This window comes from Pluralibacter gergoviae ATCC 33028 = NBRC 105706 (assembly GCF_001598855.1).
Taxonomy (GTDB): domain Bacteria; phylum Pseudomonadota; class Gammaproteobacteria; order Enterobacterales; family Enterobacteriaceae; genus Pluralibacter; species Pluralibacter gergoviae.
The window spans coordinates 1-21,682 of sequence record NZ_BCZS01000031.1 but is presented as its reverse complement, the minus strand read 5'-3'; the positions used below and the strand labels follow the sequence as shown (position 1 = coordinate 21,682).

Here is a 21,682-nt window from a genome sequence, read left to right as displayed (position 1 = left end):
TAGTTCAGTGATACCGACGCGGCGGGTTCCGCGAGTCAGATTAGGACTACACCATGAAATATTTCATCTACTACAACTCCGCGCTTTTTATAAACAAGAAGTACACCTTTGAAGAACTGCTTGAGAAAAACAAAAAGCATCGCCTGTACGTTTATGCCGTTCGTAATATCTATATCTCCGAGTTTCTTTCCCGTTATGGCTTTAATAAAAAAACCAGGGCGCAGTCCATGTTTGCTGTTTCCCGGGAGCAGGCCCTGCTGATAGAGCCAAATACCGAAGAGCATACGCTGGTAGTTTCTGAAAAATACTTCGACCGCTAAGGGAGGCAGTCATGATCCACTCATTTGAGAATAAATCAGCTGTTTCCGTTATTGACTGGCTTCATACCTATACTGGTCAACTGGAGCACAGGGACTACAGCAAAAAGACGATCCAGAACAAGCAAGCCATTATTGCTAAGTTAGGCCGCGCCCTGGGGAGTCGTACCATCCGGAAGATCACGCCAGTTGAGCTTAACGACTTTATTAACGAATACGTGCAGCAGGGAAAACCCTGCGCGGCTAAGAGCGCCTACGTCCTCATTCGCGACATTTTCAGAGAAGCATGGCTCGCCGGTCTGGTTCAGTACAGCCCGGCCTTGCCTCTTCGGCCGCCCAAAGGCAGGGTAAAGCGCTCTCGCCTTGTGCTCGATGAGTGGCGCAAAATCTATAAGCTATCGAGTGTCATCTGCCGCCCTTATATGCCCCATGCGCTCCGCCTGGCTCTGGTAACCGGGCAGCGACGTGGTGACATATCAAAAATGCGCCGTTGCGATATATTTGACGGTCACCTGCACATCGAGCAGCAGAAGACGGGATTCAAGCTCGCTCTCCCACTTGAGCTTCACTGTCCCGCCCTGGATATGACACTTGGCGATGCTATAGCGAAATGCCCAGGGAAAGATTTTCTGCTGTCCTCCAGTCGGCAGGTTATGCCGTGGTCGCTGAGCATGGGATTTCAGCTCGCCCGCGAGGCTGCATTCCCGAGTGAGGACAGACACTGGGAGCATCCTCCGACATTTCACGAGCAGCGCTCTCTGTCTGAGCGCATCTACCGGGAAAGTGGTATCGACACGCAACGCCTGCTGGGACACAAATCCCGCTTTATGACCGATCGCTACAACGATGATCGGGGCCGTGAATGGCGCCGGCTGATATTGTAAACTCTCTCCAAAAACCTCCCCCGGTATGTCCGGGGGACAACCGGAGGGATTTATGCAGTATAAAATTTATGTCATCAGACAGCGCGCCGGCGGGAGCGAGCGAATTGCAGGCAGCGAAACGACCACCAGCTACCCCGACGTCGCGGTCGCTGCGTTCTGGGCTGCATACCACGACGCGCGATTTCAGACGCCAGAGCATTTATTGCTGTTAACCGCAGATCGCCAACAGCGCCTGGCATTTCGTTTTAACAGCCAACCCGGCCAGCGAGATTACGTCGCACCTGATCAGGAGATCGTGCTATGAGCACCGAAGCACAGAAAAAAGCAGCAGCAACTTACCGCGCCAAAAACTCCGGAAAGGCAAGGCTTCCAGGAGTTTTGTTGACCGATGATGAATCAGCGCTGCTAAATGAGATGGCCAATCGGTATGGTTCCAAAAAGGGGGCAATTATGGCCGGGCTAAAGAAGCTCAAAGAGTCAGTTGACATATGACGCGCGTCATATTATATTAATCTCATAGCAAGGCGCTATACCACCGACGCAGCGGGTTCTGCGGTCCAAGTTGAGGACGTAAAAATGAAATCAAGCACCAGCAACAACGAAAAAATGGTTAATGAGCAGGGCAATTTCACGGCTAAATACTTTTCTTATTACTGCTCAAATAACCAGCACAGCAAGCACGAGCTGTTCATCAACTCTGTTACCCGCGACTCTATCAGCGTTCGCTTAAGCCAGAATAAAGATGAGCTGATCGTGCTAAACGGCATGGGCTTTAACGATATTGACGCACCAACCCGCATGATTGAAAAGTCCAACGCAAATCGCTCTGGATTCAAAAAGGCCGAATTCTCAACCCTATTTGTGCGCGAGGTTGCCCGATTCTCTTTTACGGAAGATGGGATCAACAAAGCCTGCGAGTATATCCGTTCAGAAGCGAAGAAGCGCTGGATGGTTGAGTCAAATGGCTGGCGTTTTAAAATGAAGTTTTGATCCCTCTCCCCGCCACTAAGGCGGGGTTATTACTTCAGGCACTGCGTGCGGATGTATTCCTGCAATGTCCTCAATGCTGTCTGGTCTCGCTGGATGCCGGCCCTGATACTGAGAACGTTTCGTCCAGCAGCGTCAGAGAGTTCGACGGCGCCTGCATCGCCCACGCTGGCGGTGCCGGTGGCTTGGGTTGCGGCTGACACTGGACACTTGCCTTTGACGAGCACCCGGCCACCAGCATCAAGCTGGCGGCGCAGAGCGTCAGTTTCAGATTGCGCATCGGCTAACTCCTTGGTGTATTTGGCGTCCAGGGCAGCGACATCGCGCTGGCGCACCTGCATGTCGGTGATTGTGGCGTTCGCCAGGATGAGGCTGTGCTCTGCGGCGTCCGCCCTCTTCTGCTCAGCCAGGTATTTGTCGTGGTAGCGGCCAGCGGCCCAGATAATCCCGGCTATTACTGCCACCAGCAGTGAGATTGCCGCCAGACGGAGTCGTAGTCTCATTTCACACCATCCAGGCAGAGCTGTAGCTCAGCAGCGCGTCGGGTTACCAGGCCGGGCAACACCTTGCCGCCGCCATATACCCAGCGGGGGAACTGGTTACACGCCTGAGAAAATTCACCGCTGCGGAGATAACGGAACAGCGTCGAGCTTTTCATGTTTGCGCACCCGGCGTTGAACGTGATCGACGTGACGGCGGAGAACGTGTTGTCACTTAGCTTGCGACCGTTCCCGTAACCATTAACGCAACGCTCGGCCTCAAGAATATTTCGCTCCCAGTCCGCCGCGATCTGCTCGTCGGTTTTATGGGTGCCAGCTTTCACGCCGTGCGTGTTCCCGATGCCATCGGTCAGCTTTGCGGCCGGGCATACGTACGGATCACGCCGGCAGCCCTCAGCATCCCCTATCAACTCCAGACCTCGCTCATTCGTCCTGACGTTACCGGCGTTCAGAACGATAGCGATAATGGCCGCCACTGAGCACAACGCGCCGGCGGCGCCAGCCTTCTTAGTTATTTGCGCCATCGTTAATCCTGTTTATCGACTCGGTGATCACCTCGGCGGTGCTGGGGCGTTCGCTTTGCGGCTTGAGCTGAACCCCATGAAGATAGTCGGCCAGCAGCTGCGTGCGCTTCTGGTCCTGCTTGCGCTCGCTTCTCGCATCCAGCCGCGCCATGACAAACGAGGCCAGAGATATGACGACGCCAATCAGGCCGAACAGTATGTAAACCATGTCCTGTGTGGTGATTCCCAGCATTGACGCCACTGCCGCCAGCCAGGCGAAAAACTGCGTGATGATGTTCCCTTGCTGGTCGTTCATTTTCATAGTCTCTCGCCTCCGATTTTTTTCGGGACGCTGTGTGTTTGAAGGGATCAGGCTCCCGGCGGATTTAACGACAACGCACACGAGGGAAGGATCCGGGAGCCTGAAAACAGAAAGGGCCACGCGATTGCGCAGCCCCATAAAGAAAGCCCAAGGCGTTAACCTCGGGCTTGAAATTTTTTATCACCTCGCTCTTTCGCCTCTGACGTCCGAGCATATATGAATTATGCAGCTTCAAAACTCATTTTCAAGTCTTTTTTACTTTTATCGTCATTTTCGATACCAATTTCAGCAATAAGCGTGAAGAAGACGGCAGAGTTGAATAATTCAATGCACCAGCGCACCCGGTCAATGCACTGCTTTTCTGTCAGGAAAGGAGCATGGTAGTGCTGCATCCAGCGCGCCATATCCGTGATGCTCCGCCGCCAGGTGTAATAGTCCTTTCCGATCTCATAGGCCGGACTGCCGGCACGGAACGACTTCAAGATGATAGACTCCATGAAATCGGCCTCTTCCTGATCGCCTGCCTTGCCTATCAGGTCCGAGAGCGATTTTTTTGGCCACATGATAGCGCGCGCCTGCTGCAACAGAGCCTCGCCGGTGTAGCCAATTTTTCGCAGGCCGGCCAGCACAGTGGTGATCCGCTCCTGCTGCTCCCCTGTCCACCCGGTCAGAATCATCGACCACATGCCGCCACCACCAGAGAGGTGCTCCGTTCCGCTGCCGCCGTATGCTCCGCCCCAATGGTTGAGCAGTGACCTTACCCAGCGGTTTTGCGCAGGCGTCAGACGGCGATACTTACCCAGGTACGAACGTCTCGGGGCGGCCGCCAGCTTTATCCAAGCGTTTTCTGGATTGGCGCGCTCTACTGAGGCCTTTTGGTAATTGTTAACGTCAGTGCGTGTCATAGAGCATTCTCCTGAATAATAATTTGACCTTTTTCTCCCCAGACTTTGGTGATCCTGCAGTCCCACACACTGGAGTCGTCGTCGTACAGCGCATCCATCAGCGCTTTGAGCATGTTGTCGCAGTCGGGTTTAGCCTGATGAGGCCGCCCGCCCCACTCCGCCTTTTTCTTTTTGCTCCAGCTCCCGGGCATCGGCATAACGAACGTGACGTGCGCGCCGGACTCAGGGAGGTGAATTTTTCGAAGACGCGCTTCATCGCAAAACGCCCGGTAACGCATTACGGCCGGGCGCTGCTTCCACTTGTCAGATCTGGTCATGCGAGGCTTGCCGATGGGCGTGATGTCGTAGGTTTTCATGATTTAACCAGCCCCTCTTTCAGCCAGATAACTTGCGTGCGGGCCATGCCCTCCAGCGCGCATTCCCTCGCATACTCCGCATCTACCACGTGCGTACGGCGGTCAATCTCATCGTGACACGCGCTGCATGCGATGGTGGCGATCAGGTCAGGCGGCTTGATGCCCATGCCGCACAATCCGGCGATACGGATATGGGCGAGCACTGATGTCTCGGGGTTGCCGTTGCACACACCAGGTATCCGCACCTGGCATTCGCGGCCGCGGGCAGCGTTTCGTAAATTAGCCATGATCAACCCCACACCCGCTGACGCATCGACCGCGGCGTCGGCGCCAGGTGCTTAACCTCGGGCCGCCGGACGCTCACTGTCCACGTCAGGTAATCAGGGTTCAGGCTGCGCTCTGTTTCGTAACCGCGGGCGCGGTAGTCGGCCATCAGCCTTTCTGCCTGCTCGGTGGTGCAATCGTTGTGCTGGAACCACGAATATTGCATAGCCATCACCCCGCGAAGCTCAGCAGTTGGTTAGCCGCGTTCTCGGCTTCCTGCTGTGTTTTGAATGTGCGGGAGAGGATCCAGCGCCAAAGGACATCAAGGGCTGCTTTGTACAGCTGCTGGAACTCGGTTTCATCCATGTTGGCGAAGGCGATGCTGCGAGGGTGTTTGCGGAGCGTGCCGTCAGGGAGTTGGATAGCGTCATAGTGCCCTGCCTCTACGGTCACCCAGGCGCGGTACGCGTCAAGCGATTTGCAGGCGCTGATGCTGCCCGCGCGCTTGTCCGCTATGCGGTCGAGGTATTGCTCGGCGGCATCCAGTAACGCCCCCTCATTGCCACCGTAGGCCGCGAGGAATTTGGCGTACCCGGTCACCAGTTTGCGTTCGTTTGAGGATATAGCGCCGCCGGTTGGTTCCCAGTACTCGAAACCAAGATTAAGGAGCGCAAAAAAACGGCGATGGAATGCGGGATTCCTCACCTGGCGGAACTCGGCCACCAGCACGGCACCGAGCTTAAATTTTGATTGCAGAATTGCCGATGTCTCCGGCGACGCGGAGATCAGGACATCTGCGGATTGTTTGATGAGTTGCAGTTCGTGCGCCATCGGTTCCCCCATGACGCAGCAGGTATCGGTTGTTCAGGCCGATACTGATATTATGTACAGTTGATATTGGAAAATCAATTTATTGTCACATGGGTTAATCCTGTTTAATTATCCCTCCTGAAATTTTGCCATTCCGTCCAGGCGTTTTCTGGATCTAAATCACGATACCCTCTATCTTTGACTATGCCCTTAGCAACGTCCACGGGAACTGATATGACCGTGGCGTTATCTCTAATGGCTTGTACTTCAGAGCGGGTAAGCTCTCTCCCGAGTTTTTCCTCATGGGACATGAGAAGAGAAACTAAAGAGGGAATGAATACAAAGCTCATTTTTTCTCCCTCTCAACTTTCCGGCGCTTATCAATCATTCGCACATAAAAGTCATGAAGCTCTGTGTCCTGCTTTTTTACCATCTCGGCAGGCAGCGACTCCCGTTCAATATCCCATTGCTGTATTTCATCTGCGCACTTCTTATAAGCGTCGTTAACGATGTCAGTCGCCGGTTTATCGCTGCTGATATACGGTATCGTTTGGTCATTGAGGCAGTTGGTAACAGGCGTTCCGTAGTCAGCGGAAAAAACCGGCAAAGGGCCAAATATTAGCAGTAAGGCTGTTGCGTATTTTTTAAGCATAATGTGCGAAGCCACCATCAATCGTTGATGGTGGTTTTATATCATACTGGATTGAATTAACTGCCTTTAATTTATTACGTCCTTCTCGTCTCCTGCGGAAGCCTGACGGGACCGCAGCGCGGCTTTGCGCTCTGCGGCGGACTTTGCCATTACGCAGCCTCCCTTTTCTGACATAGCTCAGGGAGATTCGCGCGCACCAGCGCCTCAGCAAACGGCGGCGGCACCGCGTTTCCGCACCTGGCGACTTGCTTATCTTTGGCGTACTTCACACCGCGATAGTCCTGGTCGATGATGTACCAGTCCGGAAACCCCTGTGCGCGGTATAGCTCGTGCGGCTGCAGCATGCGCATGCCGATATCAACAATGCGGTATGTAACCCCATCGATGTCCACCAGCCCTGTCGAATCCTCACCGCAGCATTCTCTTAGGAACGCCAGCACCTGCTGCGCGCGCCGTTCGTCGTAACTATCAGCGGCTAGCGTCGTCTTTACCTCCCCAACATGCTGGCCGCCCGCGGTTACTGTTGGCATTGGTTCATCAGTGCGCTGCCCGTCCCGGCAGGTGCCGCGTAGCTTAACCAGGTGCGACGTGACAGCCGCGTGATGATTTCCCGTTGTCACCGTATGCAGCGGCTCTTCTGCGCGGCCGCCCGGGTGCCCAGTATTGTTCACCAACAGACTGGCTGCGACCACTGCATGATGATCTACTGTCGTAACCGAGTGCGTTGGCTCGTCCATGCCCACCCCGGCGCCCTGATAGTTCCCGCCGTAGTGTTTGGCGAGGAATGCGCTGGTAACAGCAAATTTATTGCCGCCGGCGGTAACAGTGCCCACCGGTTTTTGCACGTCCAGCACACGCGGGGCCTGCCCTGGACGCTCGCCATAACCCATCTGAATCAGCGTCGGGCAAACCAGCTGCGATTTGCCACCGCCGCCAGCTGTAATTGTCGCGCTCGGCTCATCTGCGCGATGGCCGATGCTGGCGCCGAACTGCCGCGCTATCACCGGAGCGATGACGCACGCGTGGTTCGTGTTGCACAAAGTGTGCAGCGGCTGTTCAGCGCTGCGGGGTTTGGCTGAGTATTTCGGTCCACCGGCTCCAGCGATGAACGGGGTCAGAACGGCCTCGGCCAGCCCCAGAGCGTGACCGTTCCCACCGGGCCGCGATGATGTTCCCGCTGTCACTGTCGGTACAGGTTCGGTGACCGGCTGCCCGGTGGCGCCAGTACGGAATTTTGTCAGGTGTGGGACGGCTATTGAAAACCCGTGTTTTTTGGTGATGGTCTGCAGCGGCTCTGCCAGCGCCTGGCCCCGGAAACAGTCGTAGCTTGTCCTGGTGCTGGTGTGGTTGCATTTCACGATAAACGGCTGAGCGCTGTCGATAACGAACCGCTGAATGCCGCGGGCGATCCGGCGCAGGGTGTTCTCCGCCAGCGCGCGTTTACGGTCAAAAATCGACGGCGCCGGAATTGACCAGTCGATACACTCCGCCGCGGTGCGCCAAGGTGCAAGCCGCCCTGTCTGCACCGCCGGCGATTTAGGATCGCCGTGGGTAGCTTCCGGCCAGACTATCGGCTGCCCGTCGCGGCGCATCACCATGAAAAACCGTTTCCTGATAGTAGGTGCGCCGTAGTCGCAGGCCCGCAGCTCACGAAAATCGGCGTCGTAGCCCAGCCCGCTAACCAGCCGCTGCGCCTGCTCGCCTCCCGGTGAAAGATCCAGGAACTCGCAACACTCCGCAAGCGCCGGGTGATCCTCCGGCACGCCGGTGGTCAGCATGCCAACGAATGCATTGAACGTCTCACCGACGCGCGCCGGGTCAGGGCGCATTTCAGGCGCCAGCAGCGGACCCCATGTTTTGAACTCCTCGACATTTTCCAGCATCATCACGCGCGGCCCCACATCCAGCGCCCAGCGGACGACGATCCACGCCAGGCCCCTGATAGATTTCTCTACAGGCTTGGCTCCTTTTGCTTTCGAAAAGTGGCGGCAATCCGGCGAGAACCACGCCAGCCCCACCGGCCGCCCAGCGGTAGCCGCGCGCGGGTGAATATCGAACACCGATTCGCAGTAGTGGAGCGTGTCGGGGTGGTTCGTTGTGTGCATCGCGACTGCGTTAGGGTCATGGTTAATCGCAATATCGACGCTGCGGCCGATCGCCAGCTCAATGCCGGTACTGGCTCCGCCGCCGCCGGCAAAATTATCAACGATGATTTCTCTCACGCGTATTTCTCCATAGCTGCGGCCAACGAACGGGCCGCGGCGATAATTGACGGTACCGGCATTTTTTCCAGCCACATGCGGTTGATGTGGTGCTGCAGGCGGCGCTGGTGATGCGCCGGTAGAGCTCCGGCGCTCTCCACCTGACCGAATACCATCCCCACCTCTGCTGGCCAGACAGTTTCCGGTACATCGGGCAGCAGCAGGCGCTCCAGCTCGGTAATGCGCTTACAGGCGTACTCCAGTGATGGCTCCATCACCCCCCTCCCTGAATCTGTATGCGAGCGGTGACTAGCGAATTTTGTTCTAATAGGTCGTCTGCCGCCTGGATTTCGGGATGCTCGTCATAGTCAGGCAAATATCTCCGAGATACAGCAGCCAAGCTTGAAAGGCATTTTTCAGCAGCCTCTGCGCGGGATTGCAGCTCAACGGCCCTACGGTCTGCCATTTCAGCCCTCTCAATTGCTGCAACAGCTGTCCTCTCATGGATTTCGATATAGGTTTCAAGCTCAGCTATGCGCGCGTCTTTGGCCTCCAGCGCCTCCTCTGCAGCTTTAAGAGTCCGGCCGCAATCCTGTAGTGCGTCCACGGCCATCTGATGCTGCTCAGCAAAATACAGTGCAGTGATTGCCAGACGCTCCTTTTCTCCCATGACCGGAGTTGCTCCGGATGCGATCTCTTTAATGCGCTCAATACTAAGCGTCTGCATCAGCTCTTTGATATCAGTTGTCATGCTGCACGCTCCCTTAGCCAGATACAGATCGGCCCGTCCTCGGTATCGTGGATAGATGCAACGAACCTACCATCTCCATGAGGCTTTTCCGGCTTCCATTTCGTGAATGTCCCGCTGTTGCCGCTAAAATATTCATCGTAAGCGGCAGCATCGTCACTGCCATCAAGCCAGGTCATTTGGTGCTCAAGAGCGTTGGCATTTAACCACTCATTAAACTCTGCTGGCGGCACGCCTTCACGGCCTCCACACAACTCATCCAGCGCAGGATGCGTCCAGAATCCGTATTCCGGGTCGCGGTCCACTGGTAATGCTGTGATTTTTGCTTTCATGCCCACACCCTCCGCTCGAAATAGACATACTGATTCACCGCACCCAGCGGCAACTCCAGTTTCTCGGCAATCACCGCCCGGGTTACGCCCTGCTGGTACAGCTCACGCGCCAGCACAACATCGCTCTCCGGGTATTTCACGGACTGATGGTATTTTCCGCAGAGATACAGCTTCACCCCCAACTCGCGCGCCTTGGCGCGAACGGCGGCCGCGGTGCGGCCAATCAGGCTGGCGATGCTTTCCACCCGCATAGTCCCCGCGCACTGGCGGATGATCATAATTTCGGCCCGAACCCATTTGCGTATTTTCACGATAATTTCCTCACTTCACGATCCGCAGGTGACTGACGTTTTTCCGGTAGCTACCCCAGTCAAAGTTCACCCACATCCCGCCGTCCATCTGGAGGCGATCGATGATTCGCGCACCGAGCGTTTCCGACAATGCCTGGTAGTTCAGGTTGGTAAGGATCCCTACCGGGCGCATCGACGACAGCCGTCGGTCGATAACCTGGTTTAGAATGACTTTTTCGCCGCTGCTTCCGCGCTGGATGCCCACCTCGTCGAGAATCAACAAATCGACGCGGCACAGGTCGTCCAGCAGTGAGGCCTCGGACTGGCCGCCGTCGTAGCACTCGCGAACGCGCAGCATCAGATCCGGAATAGTCACCACCAGCACCGAATTACCACCGGCCAGCAGATGGTTGCCGATAGCCGCAGCGAGATGGTTTTTACCGGTACCTGGTGCGCCGCTGAACACGAAGCTGGCAAATCCGGTCCCGAAGTTCTGGGCAAAGCTTTTCGCCAGGCTCATGGCCTTGCGCTGACCGTCACCGCTGACCTGGTAATTTGCGAACGTGCAGCTACGGTGCAGATCCTGAATCCCGGCGCGGCCGAATATTTTTTCAGAGCGGGCACGCTGGTTTTGCTTATCCAGCTCCTCACAGCGCTTTCGCCCTTCCGCCGCCTGCCAGACGCGCCACTCGTCCACGCTTTCAAACTTCGGCTGCACACCTGGCGGGATGAGTTTTTTCAGGCGCTCCAGCGCGCTGCCAGTACCAATCAAGTTTTTCATGGCTACCCCCTGAATCCAGTTGGAATTGCGCTATCAGGCTGAGGAACAATGTTTGGATCCCTCTGCCCGGAAGGCGCGGAATATGCCCACGGTTCTTCGTAGTGTTTCGACGGTCCGAAAAACGTTGAAGCCTGTTTGACGTACTCAGTACCTAGTTTTCCAGATGCCGCTGCGTATCTTGCGTAACGACGCACACCGTCGGTTAACTCCTCGGCGGTTGCGCCCGTTTTGATTCGCGCCGTCCAGGCTTTGAACGCATCGGCTTTGCTGTTGCCTCCCGAACGCTTCGGGTATTCCTGCCAGGCCTGTTCGAATTCTTCGGTGTACCCTGGCTTTGGTTTCTCGGCCGGATATTCACCGCGAGATTCATCGTCATGGGGCGTGGCATCGCCATGCCCCAAATGGGTTTGATCTCTTTCCTGTTCCTGTTCCTGTTCCTGTTCCTGTTCCTGGTTAAGGAAGGGTTCGATAACCCTTTCGGAACCCTTTAGCTTTTTGACGTCAATGTGAGATATCGACATAGCCATAATCCCCGCCAGCTCTGGCTTTATGGTGGATTTGTCAGGCACCTGGTCGAACAGTCGAAGAGCGGCGATCCCCTGATTTGGATTCTCGATGGGGTTCCATGTCATAAAGTTGCGGATAAGCACCCATTTCGACGACGGATCGCGGGTTGCGAAACCGTTATCTGATAGTTCAGCAAACCCTTTCGAAACCCTTTCCTGAGACCATGAAAGGTCTTCCGAAACGTATCCATCAGGCAGCCTGAAGCACCCGATCATGTTCGTGTGTTGCCCGGTGAGAAGGTACAGTGCAAGCAGCCTGGCGTCGTCAGACACCCTGCGCATCCCATCGCTGATCCAAAATGATGTGTGCACCTTTCCGTAATCACGCATAAAAACCCCTGAATGCTTTAAAATGCCGTCTGTTCGTCAGTTTTAGCTAGGCGCTCAAATACAATTTCAACGCACAATAAAACGCAATCCTGACAGATAGATACGCCTGGCCCGGCGAACATAAGGCCAGCAACCTCAACATCCTTCTTTCCGCAAAATGAGCACTTATGCGTTGGTGCCAGCTTTTCTTTCCCAGACTGATTTGCCATAATTACTCCTGTGAATTGATCCAGTTAACTCCACCTGAAAGCCGTTGCTGTCCTACCAGCGCGGCTTTCACCTTTTCAGAACAGACCCTGCTGCGGCGGATTACGCTTGCTGCGCTTTTTCTCGAAACGGTCAGAGGGAAGCTGCTGCTTCTCCGCCCAGACCTTTGCATGGCGCATAACATCATCAAAAATCCTCCCCTTGCGACTGGCCTGTGACATACGCTTGTACATGTCGACTGCCTGGTATGCCCCCCCCCCTGAGCAACTGCGACAGTGAAACCCTGCCGGATAAGCTCTTCGCGGACATGCTTTTCGATAAACTCGATGTGGTTCATTGCACCTCCGGTTACATGGCTCCCAGCATCGTCGTCACCATTGCCATCAGCTGCCCGGCCTGCTCTGGCATCAGTCGGAACAGCGACGTGATTCCCTCGCTCATCTCTTTCAGCTTTTGGTGCTCCGGCGCATTCAGCATTACCGCCTGCTTGGCCTCGGCCACTTCGCGTTCAGCATCGGCCAGCAGAGCCATGAAATTCTCCCGACCAGTTACGTGCCCGCGAAACTCCAGCGGGAGCACCGCCAGGATCGCCGGCGCCAGAGCTTCAACCTTCCGGCGATAACCATCAGAGCTGAATTTGTTGTCCAGGTAACGGAAAAGCTTCTGGCGCTGGCGTTCAACCTCTTGCGGGAAATCGATGCCAGAGCCACCCTGGGCGCGCCATTCGCTGACGATCAGCGCGGCCACAGCATCCTGCCCGTCACGACCTGACCAGGCGCGCACGGCGTCCCTTAATTTTTCATGGTTATCAGCTGGTTGGTGATTTCGCTTTATCAGTTTTACCGGCTGATATTCGGTAATCTGTTGCAATGAAATGGAATGCATGTTCATCGTCCTTGCTTGGCCTTTTTAGGCCGACTGGTTGCTGTTTATGGTGCTATTCAATACATCTTCCGTAGTCACCACAGCTCCGGTCGCAGACACGATTCGCTGGACATAACGAGAAGAGATTCCACCACCATTGAGCCACCTAAAAACGGTGGGCTGAGACACGCCGCAGCGATCTGCCAGCTTCTGCTGACTACCGGCAATCTCAATTGCACGCTGTATGACTAAGTTGGCCATTTCCTATTCCTATTCCTATAAGTATTAGGTGATTTTGATAATAGCAATACGTATAGAAATAGGCAATAGCAAAACGTGTTTTGCCGAATAATACGCAATCGTATAAATTGAGCTTATGAACAAAGAAACCTTATCTGACAGACTCAACCAAGCCATGGAGCTTGCTGGCATGTCTCAGGGCGCCCTGGCAAAGGCGTCAGGAGTCGCGCAACCCACTATCTGGAGATTGACAAGTGGCAACGCCAGAGGGTCGACGAAAATCGTCGAAATGGCTAATGCGCTCGGCGTTAGATCTGAGTGGTTATCCACGGGTGCTGGACCTATGCGAGATGATGGGCAAGAACCTATCTCGCGGCAGCCAAGTAAAAGCGAATCTTTTCGGGTTGACGTGCTCGATCTGACGGTAAGCGCTGGTCCAGGCCGCTATATGCTTTCTGAGGTTGTGGAAGTACTGGCTGCAATAGAGTTCACCAACGAGCACGCGCGGGCGCTTTTCGGAAACCGCCAAGCGAAAGATATCAAGGTTATGACGGTTGATGGCGACAGCATGAGTCCGACGATAAAATCCGGTGACCGGCTGTTCTTCGACGTTTCAGTGCGCGAGTTCAAAACAGATGGCGTCTATGCGTTCGTTTTCGGAAAAACGTTCCACGTCAAGCGCCTCCAGATGCAGGGGGCGCAGTTGGCAGTGTTGTCAGATAACCCGCATCTTGAGAAATGGTATATCCAGGAATCGGATCAGGACCAGTTTTATGTAATGGGAAAGGCACTACTGCATGAGTCCATCCAGTATGGAAGGCTGTAAGGATTGGCACTAAAAAGCATTAATATGGAGCTAAAACTCAATATGAGCGAAAAAAATATAATAGAATTCAATGATTTCGTGCGTTTCCTTGGCTCATTTGGCGACAAAAGGCACGAGTGCCCATTCTGCCATTCATCCAAATGGACGCTCACAGCGGGAGTTAAGCAAGTTGTAGATGATAAGAATGGAGGTGTCACCTCCCTGATCCCCTTGGGAACAACAAGCGAGCCGCCATCAGGTTTGATATCTGGTGGGTTAAATGTGCTAATCATGTCTTGCAATGAATGTGGTTACATCAATCTTTTTGATCACCATATTGTACTAAAAAGATTGAACAAACTATCCAAAAAAGAGGACTCAGAAAGCGCGGAGGCAGCCAGTGAATAACAGTGATGCGTCTGACAGCCTGGGCAGATATTCCTCCGTTTATTCACAATCCACACCAGTTATTGTGAAGCAGATTGGAGACTCTGTGGTATTTCAGCCCGCAGAGTACTTGCCTAAAGCAAATGAGCTACATACAATTCATAAAAGCTATAACTCCGAGCTTAATGACAATCCAGAGGAAGGTATGAGTACCAAGACAATAGGCAGAATCGAGTTCTGGCTTGGAATTGCAGTTGCTCTTGTGACCATTGTCGGAGCATCCGTGTCTGCAACGTGGAGTGTTTCAAATGCCATTACCAGCAAAAACGACTCTCTCAGGAGTGAATTAAATCAGAACATATCTTCATCAAAACAAGAGATAACATCAAGAATAGACAGGATTGAAGACAAAGTTGACAGCGGATTCAAAGATGTGACATCTAACCTAAACGACTTGAAGGTAATACTGGCCACACAGAAAAACGACAAAAAACCTCAAAATTAAACCTTTTTCCTACCCGGCCACAGCGCCGGGCTTTTGCTTCCCTACCTAACCAATCAGCCGCCTACGGGCGGTTTTTTGTTGCCCGCCACCAACACCACCATTAGTCGTTCGCGCACACAAATAGCTCATTTTTAGACCGAATAAGCATGAGCGATAAAAATAAATTCACTTTGCTATCAGGTGGTTAATAGCAATTCATCACAATCAATATCAATACGTATTGCTATACGCGATAGCAATAGCTATTATCATCTCATCAACAACGCACAACGCGCAGCAGGTTTTAACGTTCCGCCAGCCGGGCGACAACGGCAGAGGATTGGATTATGACGAAATTAGGTTATTGCGAGGGTGAGTCATGCGAGCGAGACGGCTGCCATGGAGTTATTGAGCTTGAAGAAGTTGAGAACTGCAGCTGCCACCTATCCGCTCCATGCTCGAAATGCACTGATGCTGATATGTGGTGCCCTGAGTGTGGGTGGAGAGCTGCAGATGATCCGCTTTGCGTGAGGGATATATCAGCGATAAGTCTTGGCGATACTTTTTCAATTGTTGAAACCAAGCCCCGCGTTTTGGACCCCACGAAAGTCGACTGGGTGGCAAAGATGCACAGTGGCTGCTCAATGATTAAGGAAGGTGTCTATCCATCGTACTTGAGCAGGAAGGAGGTCGAAAAAGAAGTTAAGGGAACGTTTGGCGGCCATTTCGAGCACTTCGGAAATGGGAAGTTTAAGTACATCGCTTATACCGATTAACCCATCAACCTGCATCTTATTGATTGGGGATTTATGAGTTTAAACGCATGGCGCTCCATGACTATCGCGATAGACATCCTGGAGCCGTTAGAGGTCTGGTTCGGATATCAGGTTTATCAATTCGCAGTGAGGATTATTCATGGTTTATTTCGCACGTAAACCGGCACGCCAACAGGCAATTCGTCTTGGCCGCTGCGGCGCAGCTGTTCGCCGGCTCTGCTATCTGCTGGCGCAGAAAGGGGATCCAAATGCTTAAGAAATGCGCGTACTGCCGCGAGACGATTGAGGAAGGCAAGGAAGTGAAAATGACCATCCTCATCATTCAGGGTTCGCAGCTGCAGCCAGTGGAAAGGAATTACTGCTCTAAGCAGTGCGGTCAATACGACCAGATGGCCAACGAGGCCTAACGTAAAAACCCGCCGAAGCGGGCCTGTACGTCCGGTGCCACCGCCAAGTTACACCGGAAATTACACCAACCAATGAACACCCAATGGGCGCTATCAATGGCCCGGGCATTCTAACACCCAAAAACGAGGGTCATATGGAATTTTTTTACGTAGTGAGAGCGACGCAGAAGTCCGGCAAGCCGGATGCAGTCGTGTGGTTTACAGCCAAAAGCGAGGCTCGCGCAAACCTGCAGCTCGACGTTGCGCTGGAAGACGCCGGTATCGAAACCGGCCGGGGCCAGGACTACAACAAACCGTGCCGTACCGACTTCCCTGTCGTTGATGACCTCCCTGAAGAGGGTGAAGTCGATCTGTCCTGGTGTGATCGCTATGAGCTGCAGGACGACGGCCGCACCTGGCTACCGAAGGCGAAAGAAGAACCAAAGGTGCAGCCAGAGACCACCAATGGAACAGTCGTTGAAAACGGTCTGGAAATAAGCAAGCACGATGGCGAGAACGCCACCTACGGCGTTACTCAACTGTCGTTCCGCAAGCAGTTGCTGGCGCAGTTCACCGCCGATGCAGTTCGCCACCAGATCACCCGCGCCGAAAACGCCGAGATCGCAGCGCTCGAAATGGACACCGACAACAGCTATGTCCAGAACCTGCTCCTGGCTGCCGAGAACTGCGATGAACTGAAAAAGCTCGACCTGGCGAACCAGTGGAAGTACACCGACGCCATCAAAAAGGTGTTCGCGCAGGATAAGCGCCACGAGCTGTCGCTGGTGCTGCAGTTCACCAAAACCTGGCTGGCCACTGAATATATCGACCGTGGCATCCTGGTAAAAGAGTGGGCGGCGGGAAATCGCATCTCTGCCGTGCAGCGCACTGACGCAGGCGCAAACGCCGGTAGCGGTAATAAGACCGACCGCAACCCTGATTATGAGCACACTCTGGACACTCTAGATCAGGAAATCGCCCTGGCCACCCTGCCGATGGATTTTGATATTTACAACATCCCGGTCTCCATTCATCGCCGTGCGAAGGAGATCATTTCAGCTAAAGAAAGCCCGTTCAAGGAGTGGTCAGCCGCCCTGCGCAAAACGCCTGGCATCCTGGATTTCTCCCGTGCGGCTATTTTCGCTCTTATCCGCAGCGCGGCTGAAAACGTCCATCATTTCCCGGTCAGCCTGCAGACGTACATCAATGCCAATTTGACCGAGTCAAAACATGATGCGCCCAGCGCTGAAACAGTGGCTGTTGCTCAGAACATCGCAGGAAACGAGGGAGAGAAGAATGCTGAGATAATCAGTCGCGATGAGATCAGTCGCCAGCTGGCTGCTGGCCGCGGTGAATTTGTACCGGGTATCAGTGACCCGGCGGATACGAAATGGGTTCATGAAGACCTGAATAAACCCAAGCAGCCGGAAATCGCCAACGTCGGCAACGGCATTTTCTCCATTGATGGCCTGATGGCCCCAGTAAAACAACCAGAGGGCACCAGCAATGAGCAGATGGAAGAGACTGAGCTCACCAAAGGCGAAGATGATAATGCGGTATCAGCAGGCGAAAGCGTTGATGAAGCTGATCCGCAAGCAGATACCGTAACGACAGAAAGCACCAGCTCGGAAATTCTGGCGGCTGCCGCGCCGAATCTGGCAAAAGCGGTCCAGGAAGAAGTTGCGCCGGTAGAGTCCGCTGCGGAAGCCGACAGTGTTGCTCCAGAAGAGGCAGTCGAAGACGCTGCGCCAGCCTGGCCGGAATATTTCGAGCCCGGCCGCTATGAGGGTGTGCCGAACGAGGTATACCACGCCGCAAACGGCATCAGCAGCACGCAGGTAAAAGATGCCCGGGTCAGTCTGATGTATTTCAACGCGCGCCACGTCGCCAAGACCATCGTCAAAGAGCGCTCAGCGGTGCTCGACATGGGTAACCTGGTGCATGCGCTGGCGCTGCAGCCTGAGTCTCTCGATAAAGAGTTCAGCGTCGAACCTGAGATCCCGGAATGCGCATTCACCACCACGGCGACCATCCGCGAGTTTATCGACGAGCACAACGCCAGCCTGCCGCCACTGCTGAGCGCCGACGACATCAAGGCTCTGCTGGAAGAGTACAACGCCACCCTGCCCGCCCAGGTGCCGCTCGGAGCATCCGCCGAGGAAACCGGCCAGAGCTACATGGCGCTGCCGGCGGAATTCCAGCGCATCGAAGAGGGGCAGAAACAGACAGCCGCAGCGATGAAAGCGTGCATCAAGGAGTACAACGCCACCCTGCCCGCCCAGGTTAAAACCAGCGGCAGCCGTGACGCGCTGCTGGAGCAGTTGGCGCTGATTAATCCGGACCTGGTCGCCCAGGAGGCGCAGAAAGCACAGCCGCTTAAAGTATCCGGCACAAAATCGGATCTGATGCAGGCGGTTAAGTCAGTCAATCCGGGTGCGGTGTTCGCCGACGAGCTGCTGGACGCATGGCGCGATAACCCGGAAGGAAAAGTGCTGGTCACCCGCCAACAGCTGACTACCGCACTGGCTATCCAAAAGGCGCTGCTGGATCACCCGACCGCCGGCAAGCTACTGGCGCACCCGGGCCGCGCCGTCGAGGTGAGCTATTTCGGGTTCGACGAAGAGACCGGGCTCGAAGTTCGCGTGCGGCCGGACCTTGAAATCGACATGGGCGGCCTGCGCATCGGCGCCGATCTGAAAACCATCAGCATGTGGAACGTGAAGCAGGAGGGCCTGCGCACAAAACTACACAGGGAAATCATCGACCGCGACTACCACCTGAGCGCAGCGATGTACTGCGAAACGGCGGCCCTCGACCAGTTCTTCTGGATTTTTGTTAACAAAGACGAGAACTACCACTGGATCGCGATCATCGAGGCGTCAGCCGAACTGCTGGAACTCGGCATGCTGGAGTACCGCAAGGCGATGCGCGCGATAGCGAACGGGTTCGATACAGGGAACTGGCCGGCGCCGATCACTGAAGACTACGCAGAAGAACTGAACGACTTTGACGTGCGCCGTCTCGAAGCGCTGCGCGTGCAGGCATAAGGGGGAGATCATGGAAAACACCAATATCATCACTCAGGAACAGCAGGCGCCGGCCACCATTTCCGCCAGCAACTCTATTTTCAACGTCCAGGCGCTGGGCCAGCTGCAGGCGTTCGCCGGACTGATGGCTCAATCGGCTGTAACGGTGCCCGCGCACCTGGCCGGCAAACCAGCTGACTGCATGGCCATCGTTATGCAGGCTATGCAGTGGGGCATGAATCCCTACGCTGTGGCGCAGAAAACGCACCTGGTTAACGGAGTGCTGGGCTATGAGGCGCAGCTGGTGAACGCGGTTATCGCCAGCTCCAGCACCATCAAGGGGCGTTTTCACTACCGCTATGGTGGCGACTGGGAGCGCTGCACCCGCACGCAGGAAATTACCCGGGAGAAGAACGGGAAGAACGGCAAGTACAGCGTCACGGAGCGCGTCCGCGGCTGGTCCGATGAAGACGAGGTTGGGCTGTACGTGGAGGTGGGCGCCATCCTGCGCGGTGAGTCAGAGATCACCTGGGGCGAGCCGATCTACCTGTCAGGCGTTGTCACCCGCAACTCGCCGCTGTGGGTATCGAATCCCAAGCAGCAGATCGCGTATCTGGCCGTCAAGTACTGGGCGCGCCTGTACTGCCCCGAAGTTATTCTCGGCGTTTACAGCCCCGACGAGGTTGACCAGCGCGAGGAGCGAGAAATTAACCCTGCGCCCGCCCAGCGCATGAGCGTCGCGGAAATCACCAGCGAGGTGAGCACCACCAGCAGCGCGCAGGACTCAGCGGCGAACATCGATATCGTGGCTGACGAGCTGCGCGACCGTATCAACACCGCCGGTACTGTAGACCAGGCGAAAGCGATCCGCGCTGACATCGAGTCGCAAAAGGCGCTGCTGGGCACTGCGCTGTTCACCGAGCTGAAAAACAAGGCGGTGAAGCGTTATTACCAGGTCGATGCGCAGAACAAAGTCGAGGCGGCCATCAATAGCCTGCCGCAGCCGGACGAGCCGGATTCCTCTGAGCGGTTTGCGGCAGTAGAACAGACGCTCACCGCGGCTAAGCGCCATCTGGGCGACGACCTGTATGGCCAGTTCCGTATCACTCTGGACGACATGAAACCCGAGTACGTAGGTTGAGATAAAGGGAGGGGAAGCCCTCCCCTAATATTGAGAGGCTTATTATGAATCAAGCAACGAACGTGACGCCTGAAATTTTAGTAACCAGCGACGTCCTGGCGCGCTACAAAATCTCCCGCAGCACGCTTTACTTCTGGAGTACCCCATCGCGGATGCCGGCCTATTTTTCACAGCCGTTCCCGAAGCCTAAAATTAATGGATGCCCGAAGCGCTGGAGATTTTCAGACCTCATCGAGTGGGAGGACAAAGTCGGCATCAAGCCAGAGGGTGACCAATCAGCTTTTCAAGATGGCTCTGCCACACCGCCAGCCAGTGATGCTGATCGTCCATGTAGTCATGCAGGTTATAACGAGCCATGACTCCGGACATATGGTGCCCCAGGAGCTTCTCAACGACATGAGGCGGCGCGCCGAGTTCCGACAGGCGCGTCGCTACTGTCCTCCGCAGGTCATGGAGTGACCAAGTTTTCATCCCAGTTTTCGCGATTATCTGCGCGGAGAACAATGCAACATTTGGCTGCTGCGGCGGCCGGTCATCTTCAGGGCCTTTATAGCGCGACAGAGTAACAACGTGCTTCGATACTGACTCCTGCTTCAACGCCAGCATCATATCAACGACGGATCCCGGCAGCGCCCTTCGCACTGATTTCCCGGTTTTGTACTCACTGGCGGGTATGGTCCAGGTCCGTTCGTGAAAGTCGAACCACTCCCACTTCGCGGTCCTTATTTCCGTGCTCCGGCATCCGGTCAGAATGAGGAACTTCATGATCAGCTGCTGGCGTGACTTCATCTCAGGCAGCGCGTTCCAGACGGTTTTAATTTCCTCGTCACTCAGTCTGCGATCCTTTACGGCCGCGGTGATGCCGACGTCAGATCGCCGTAAGCTTTCGATAGGGTTGACGCTGATTACCCCGCGGTTCGAGCAAAAACGGAATGCGCGCTGCATCAGACCCAGCATCTGACCGGTAACCACCCGGCGCCCCATCCCGTCAAAAAGGCTGAGCCAGTGGGCCTTAGTGGTCTGGTCAACAACCATATTTCCCAGTACCGGCGCTATGTGGTTTTTTAAGTCACGGCGGTTAACCTTGATCTTCACCAGTCCTTCAGGGATGCAGTAATGCTTTTCCCAATAATCAAACGCCTCATTAACTGTCAGAGCTTCAATTTTCTTCTGTTTCTCCAGCACCACCCGCCGCCGAGGGTCAAAGCCATCGGCAAGCCACGCCCTGAACTGTTGCCGCCGTTCCCTTGCGTGAGATAGCGATACGGTTGGATAATCGCCAATCGTCAGCTGAGCGGCTTTCCCACCCCATCTGTAGCGGTAAAAGAATGTTATACTGCCGGAAGTGGAGAGCCTGACATTTAGGCCGTGAGCGTCTGAAATGACTTCAATTTTGTCTCTTTTTTTGCCAAGAGCTTTTCTGAGTTTGGTGTCCGTGAGCAATGTGTACACTCCGCGAGAAGATATACACATTAGTGTACACAATGTTGGTAAATAGAAAACCTTCACGACCAAGCAAGATAAACAACTTTAAAGCACTAAAAGCCCTAAGACCCGCGCCAGACAAGAGAAAACTCAAAAGAATTAAACCATGATCAACAGAGATAAAACGGATTCA

At 54.7% G+C, this 21,682-nt stretch carries 34 protein-coding genes; 12 read left to right on the top strand and 22 right to left on the bottom strand.

What is annotated here, in order from left to right:
* Positions 1 to 53 precede the first annotated feature (53 nt).
* The 5 genes from ENGE1_RS21620 to ENGE1_RS21600 all read left to right on the top strand — a co-directional run bounded on the left by ENGE1_RS21620 (position 54) and on the right by ENGE1_RS21600 (position 2,191).
* Entirely contained in the window at positions 54 to 320 is a 267-nt protein-coding gene (locus ENGE1_RS21620) for a hypothetical protein (protein WP_064360725.1), read from the top strand.
* Positions 321 to 331: 11 nt separating this feature from the next.
* Positions 332 to 1,201, top strand: coding sequence for a tyrosine-type recombinase/integrase (locus ENGE1_RS21615; RefSeq protein WP_064360724.1), 870 nt, complete (start codon positions 332 to 334; stop codon positions 1,199 to 1,201).
* A gap of 52 nt (positions 1,202 to 1,253) precedes the next feature.
* Positions 1,254 to 1,505, top strand: a complete 252-nt coding sequence (locus ENGE1_RS21610) for a hypothetical protein (RefSeq protein WP_064360723.1) — start codon at positions 1,254 to 1,256, stop codon at positions 1,503 to 1,505.
* Positions 1,502 to 1,693 carry a hypothetical protein gene (locus tag ENGE1_RS21605; protein ID WP_064360722.1) on the top strand — a complete coding sequence of 64 codons (192 nt, stop codon included), beginning with the start codon at positions 1,502 to 1,504 and terminating at the stop codon, positions 1,691 to 1,693. The genes ENGE1_RS21610 and ENGE1_RS21605 overlap by 4 nt, the downstream gene beginning before the upstream one ends.
* Positions 1,694 to 1,777: 84 nt before the next feature.
* Complete coding sequence (locus ENGE1_RS21600) at positions 1,778 to 2,191, top strand: hypothetical protein (RefSeq protein WP_064360721.1); 414 nt, start codon at positions 1,778 to 1,780, stop codon at positions 2,189 to 2,191.
* 29 nt (positions 2,192 to 2,220) lie between these two features.
* Here ENGE1_RS21600 and ENGE1_RS21595 read toward each other — a convergent pair whose 3' ends face one another.
* The 21 genes from ENGE1_RS21595 to ENGE1_RS27265 form a co-directional block, all read right to left on the bottom strand.
* Positions 2,221 to 2,691 carry a lysis protein gene (locus ENGE1_RS21595; RefSeq protein WP_064360720.1) on the bottom strand — a complete coding sequence of 157 codons (471 nt, stop codon included), beginning with the start codon at positions 2,689 to 2,691 and terminating at the stop codon, positions 2,221 to 2,223.
* Entirely contained in the window at positions 2,688 to 3,212 is a 525-nt protein-coding gene (locus tag ENGE1_RS21590) for a lysozyme (protein WP_064360719.1), read from the bottom strand. The genes ENGE1_RS21595 and ENGE1_RS21590 overlap by 4 nt, the downstream gene beginning before the upstream one ends.
* A complete protein-coding gene (locus ENGE1_RS21585) occupies positions 3,196 to 3,513 on the bottom strand; it encodes a hypothetical protein (RefSeq protein WP_064360718.1) in 318 nt (105 codons plus the stop codon). The genes ENGE1_RS21590 and ENGE1_RS21585 overlap by 17 nt, the downstream gene beginning before the upstream one ends.
* A gap of 221 nt (positions 3,514 to 3,734) precedes the next feature.
* A complete protein-coding gene (locus tag ENGE1_RS21580) occupies positions 3,735 to 4,418 on the bottom strand; it encodes a hypothetical protein (protein ID WP_064360717.1) in 684 nt (227 codons plus the stop codon).
* Positions 4,415 to 4,774, bottom strand: a complete 360-nt coding sequence (locus ENGE1_RS21575) for a RusA family crossover junction endodeoxyribonuclease (RefSeq protein ID WP_064360716.1) — start codon at positions 4,772 to 4,774, stop codon at positions 4,415 to 4,417. Before ENGE1_RS21575 ends, ENGE1_RS21580 begins: the two co-directional genes overlap by 4 nt.
* Positions 4,771 to 5,061 (bottom strand): DUF1364 domain-containing protein, encoded by a 291-nt coding sequence (locus ENGE1_RS21570; RefSeq protein ID WP_064360715.1) that lies wholly within the window; start codon positions 5,059 to 5,061, stop codon positions 4,771 to 4,773. Before ENGE1_RS21570 ends, ENGE1_RS21575 begins: the two co-directional genes overlap by 4 nt.
* Positions 5,062 to 5,063: 2 nt before the next feature.
* Positions 5,064 to 5,270 (bottom strand): hypothetical protein, encoded by a 207-nt coding sequence (locus ENGE1_RS21565; protein WP_064360714.1) that lies wholly within the window; start codon positions 5,268 to 5,270, stop codon positions 5,064 to 5,066.
* A complete protein-coding gene (locus tag ENGE1_RS21560; RefSeq protein ID WP_064360713.1) occupies positions 5,270 to 5,869 on the bottom strand; it encodes a DUF1367 family protein in 600 nt (199 codons plus the stop codon). Before ENGE1_RS21560 ends, ENGE1_RS21565 begins: the two co-directional genes overlap by 1 nt.
* A gap of 104 nt (positions 5,870 to 5,973) precedes the next feature.
* On the bottom strand, positions 5,974 to 6,198 hold the full coding sequence (locus ENGE1_RS21555) for a hypothetical protein (protein WP_064360712.1): 225 nt from the start codon (positions 6,196 to 6,198) through the stop codon (positions 5,974 to 5,976).
* Entirely contained in the window at positions 6,195 to 6,500 is a 306-nt protein-coding gene (locus ENGE1_RS21550; protein WP_073971331.1) for a hypothetical protein, read from the bottom strand. The genes ENGE1_RS21555 and ENGE1_RS21550 overlap by 4 nt, the downstream gene beginning before the upstream one ends.
* 149 nt (positions 6,501 to 6,649) lie before the next feature.
* Positions 6,650 to 8,722 (bottom strand): DNA cytosine methyltransferase, encoded by a 2,073-nt coding sequence (locus tag ENGE1_RS21545; RefSeq protein WP_064360710.1) that lies wholly within the window; start codon positions 8,720 to 8,722, stop codon positions 6,650 to 6,652.
* Positions 8,719 to 8,976, bottom strand: coding sequence for a hypothetical protein (locus ENGE1_RS21540; protein WP_064360709.1), 258 nt, complete (start codon positions 8,974 to 8,976; stop codon positions 8,719 to 8,721). Before ENGE1_RS21540 ends, ENGE1_RS21545 begins: the two co-directional genes overlap by 4 nt.
* Positions 8,976 to 9,452 carry a hypothetical protein gene (locus tag ENGE1_RS21535; RefSeq protein WP_064360708.1) on the bottom strand — a complete coding sequence of 159 codons (477 nt, stop codon included), beginning with the start codon at positions 9,450 to 9,452 and terminating at the stop codon, positions 8,976 to 8,978. The genes ENGE1_RS21540 and ENGE1_RS21535 overlap by 1 nt, the downstream gene beginning before the upstream one ends.
* Positions 9,449 to 9,781 (bottom strand): hypothetical protein, encoded by a 333-nt coding sequence (locus ENGE1_RS21530; protein WP_064360707.1) that lies wholly within the window; start codon positions 9,779 to 9,781, stop codon positions 9,449 to 9,451. The genes ENGE1_RS21535 and ENGE1_RS21530 overlap by 4 nt, the downstream gene beginning before the upstream one ends.
* Positions 9,778 to 10,059, bottom strand: a complete 282-nt coding sequence (locus ENGE1_RS21525) for a hypothetical protein (RefSeq protein WP_064360759.1) — start codon at positions 10,057 to 10,059, stop codon at positions 9,778 to 9,780. Before ENGE1_RS21525 ends, ENGE1_RS21530 begins: the two co-directional genes overlap by 4 nt.
* Before the next feature lie 43 nt (positions 10,060 to 10,102).
* Positions 10,103 to 10,852, bottom strand: coding sequence for an ATP-binding protein (locus ENGE1_RS21520; protein WP_064360706.1), 750 nt, complete (start codon positions 10,850 to 10,852; stop codon positions 10,103 to 10,105).
* Between the two features lie 2 nt (positions 10,853 to 10,854).
* The gene (locus ENGE1_RS21515) at positions 10,855 to 11,748 is read right to left on the bottom strand and encodes a hypothetical protein (protein WP_174543324.1); all 894 of its coding nucleotides are present in this window, start codon (positions 11,746 to 11,748) and stop codon (positions 10,855 to 10,857) included.
* Between the two features lie 17 nt (positions 11,749 to 11,765).
* On the bottom strand, positions 11,766 to 11,957 hold the full coding sequence (locus tag ENGE1_RS21510; protein WP_064360705.1) for a ClpX C4-type zinc finger protein: 192 nt from the start codon (positions 11,955 to 11,957) through the stop codon (positions 11,766 to 11,768).
* A gap of 75 nt (positions 11,958 to 12,032) precedes the next feature.
* Complete coding sequence (locus ENGE1_RS28840; RefSeq protein WP_162268903.1) at positions 12,033 to 12,176, bottom strand: hypothetical protein; 144 nt, start codon at positions 12,174 to 12,176, stop codon at positions 12,033 to 12,035.
* A 127-nt stretch (positions 12,177 to 12,303) separates the two neighbouring features.
* Complete coding sequence (locus ENGE1_RS21505; protein WP_064360757.1) at positions 12,304 to 12,840, bottom strand: toxin YdaT family protein; 537 nt, start codon at positions 12,838 to 12,840, stop codon at positions 12,304 to 12,306.
* Between the two features lie 24 nt (positions 12,841 to 12,864).
* Positions 12,865 to 13,080 carry a transcriptional regulator gene (locus tag ENGE1_RS27265; RefSeq protein ID WP_073971329.1) on the bottom strand — a complete coding sequence of 72 codons (216 nt, stop codon included), beginning with the start codon at positions 13,078 to 13,080 and terminating at the stop codon, positions 12,865 to 12,867.
* Positions 13,081 to 13,195: 115 nt separating this feature from the next.
* Here ENGE1_RS27265 and ENGE1_RS21500 point away from each other — a divergent pair, with 115 nt between their 5' ends.
* The 7 genes from ENGE1_RS21500 to ENGE1_RS21475 all read left to right on the top strand — a co-directional run bounded on the left by ENGE1_RS21500 (position 13,196) and on the right by ENGE1_RS21475 (position 20,064).
* Complete coding sequence (locus ENGE1_RS21500) at positions 13,196 to 13,885, top strand: XRE family transcriptional regulator (RefSeq protein WP_064360704.1); 690 nt, start codon at positions 13,196 to 13,198, stop codon at positions 13,883 to 13,885.
* 42 nt (positions 13,886 to 13,927) lie between these two features.
* Positions 13,928 to 14,272 (top strand): hypothetical protein, encoded by a 345-nt coding sequence (locus tag ENGE1_RS28630; protein ID WP_155731561.1) that lies wholly within the window; start codon positions 13,928 to 13,930, stop codon positions 14,270 to 14,272.
* A complete protein-coding gene (locus tag ENGE1_RS28625; protein ID WP_151206554.1) occupies positions 14,265 to 14,756 on the top strand; it encodes a hypothetical protein in 492 nt (163 codons plus the stop codon). Before ENGE1_RS28630 ends, ENGE1_RS28625 begins: the two co-directional genes overlap by 8 nt.
* A 326-nt stretch (positions 14,757 to 15,082) precedes the next feature.
* The gene (locus ENGE1_RS21490) at positions 15,083 to 15,511 is read left to right on the top strand and encodes a hypothetical protein (protein ID WP_064360702.1); all 429 of its coding nucleotides are present in this window, start codon (positions 15,083 to 15,085) and stop codon (positions 15,509 to 15,511) included.
* Positions 15,512 to 15,759: 248 nt separating this feature from the next.
* A complete protein-coding gene (locus tag ENGE1_RS29260; RefSeq protein WP_064360756.1) occupies positions 15,760 to 15,918 on the top strand; it encodes a YdaE family protein in 159 nt (52 codons plus the stop codon).
* Positions 15,919 to 16,052: 134 nt separating this feature from the next.
* Positions 16,053 to 18,944, top strand: coding sequence for a RecE family exodeoxyribonuclease (locus ENGE1_RS21480; RefSeq protein ID WP_064360755.1), 2,892 nt, complete (start codon positions 16,053 to 16,055; stop codon positions 18,942 to 18,944).
* A gap of 10 nt (positions 18,945 to 18,954) precedes the next feature.
* Entirely contained in the window at positions 18,955 to 20,064 is a 1,110-nt protein-coding gene (locus ENGE1_RS21475) for a RecT family recombinase (protein ID WP_064360701.1), read from the top strand.
* A 255-nt stretch (positions 20,065 to 20,319) separates the two neighbouring features.
* On the opposite strand, the gene ENGE1_RS21470 is transcribed toward ENGE1_RS21475, so the two are convergent.
* Positions 20,320 to 21,537, bottom strand: a complete 1,218-nt coding sequence (locus ENGE1_RS21470) for a tyrosine-type recombinase/integrase (RefSeq protein ID WP_064360700.1) — start codon at positions 21,535 to 21,537, stop codon at positions 20,320 to 20,322.
* Between the last annotated feature and the right edge of the window lie 145 nt (positions 21,538 to 21,682).